Origin of the sequence: Caloramator australicus RC3, from assembly GCF_000297115.1 — a bacterium.
In the GTDB taxonomy this organism is placed as follows: Bacteria; Bacillota; Clostridia; order Clostridiales; family Caloramatoraceae; genus Caloramator; species Caloramator australicus.
Map to the genome: position 1 here is coordinate 1 of NZ_CAKP01000008.1, position 1,657 is coordinate 1,657.

The following is a 1,657-nucleotide window of genomic DNA, read 5'->3' on the forward strand; positions in this document are numbered from 1 at the left end:
TATAAGTGMMTKTATCAAGGTAATTTCATACCATCATAGTGTAAAATTATTGTAGGACGAAAAAGGACAAAAAATTTAAAAGAGACAACCCCTGTGGTAAAATAAAAAGTGGAAAAAACACAAATCAATAAGGGGGTGTCTCTTTTGAATAATATTATACAACATGATATTATACAACAACATTTAATAAATTTCACTACTAAATTAATAAAAAATGTAGAAGAAATGCTGTCAAAAGAATGGGATTTTACAAAACTTGTTGAGGTAGTTAAAGAATCGACTGATGAACTTGGAAGGAATATAATAAAAGACTTTTTAGAAGAATTAGATAAAGCGATTAAAGAAGATGATAAGAGAAAAAAGGAATGGATAGTTGAAAGAAAAGACAAGAAAAGTATTATTACGCTCCTAGGAGGAATAGAATATTCAAGAACATACTACAAATCAAGAAAGAGCGGAGAATATAGATATTTACTTGATGATGTTATAGGTATAAGGAAACATGAGAAGGTGGATAAAGAAGTAAAGATAAGGCTTGTAGAGAATGCAATCAACATGTCCTACGAAGAAAGTAGCAAGGTAACATGCAAAGAGAAGCTAAGTAGGCAAACGGTATTTAATGCAATAAGGCAGGTAGGGGAAGTAGAGGTAAAGAGAGAAGTAAAAGAAAAAAGGAAGGTAAGGGTATTATACATAGAAGCGGATGAAGATCATGTTGCACTGCAGAATGGCAAAAAGGAGATGCCAAGGCTTGTCTATGTTCATGAAGGAAGGCAAGAGAGGAATGGAAGGAATGAATTAAAAAATGTATATTACAAAGCATACGTAGGAGTAGAAGCAGAAGAAATATGGATAGATGTAGCGAATTATGTGTATGAGAATTATGAAATAGAGAGCATAGAAAAGATATATATAGCAGGGGATGGGGCAAGATGGATAAAGGAAGGGATAGAGTGGATTCCAAAAGCGAAATTTGTATTAGACAGATATCATTTAAACAAATACATAATAAGAGGGACAGCAAAGAGAGAAGAATATAGGGAAAAGATATGGAAAGCCATAAATGAAGGAGATAAGAAGGGTTTAAGGGAAATATTTAAGGAGCTTGCAAGTAAAGCAGAAACTAATACAGAAAAAGAAAGGATAAAAGAAGTAAGAAGGTATATATTAAACAACTGGGAAGGGATAGAAATATATAAAGATGACGATGATGTAATAGGATGCAGCGCAGAAGGGCATGTAAGCCATGTATTATCGGCGAGATTAAGCAGCAGGCCATTAGGATGGAGCAAGGAAGGATTAAAGATAATGGCAAAGCTAAGGGTATTTAGCAAGAATGGAGGAAATTTAAGGGAAATAAGTGTGTTTAAGGAAGATGAAAAAGCCTTCAAGGTAAGTAAGAAGAAAATAAAAGAAGCGATAAGAAAGATAAATAAATCTTCACGTGAAGTTATGAATAATATAACGATATTGAACATAGGGAAAGTAACGCCAATTTACAGGATATTAAAATCAATAAAATATGAAAATATAATTTAAGTTTTTTAAATTTAACAAACGCCTTGAAACTAGCTAATTTAAGGGGTTGTCTATAAAAATTAACCTACAATATCTTGACACTATCAAGCATGTTAAAGACAAAAACATATAAATAAGG

The 1,657-nt window shown here is 32.0% G+C and carries 1 protein-coding gene; it reads left to right on the plus strand.

What is annotated here, in order from left to right:
- Positions 1 to 144 precede the first annotated feature (144 nt).
- Positions 145 to 1,539, plus strand: coding sequence for an ISLre2 family transposase (locus CAAU_RS01130; RefSeq protein ID WP_040305607.1), 1,395 nt, complete (start codon positions 145 to 147; stop codon positions 1,537 to 1,539).
- The last annotated feature ends 118 nt before the right edge of the window (positions 1,540 to 1,657 follow it).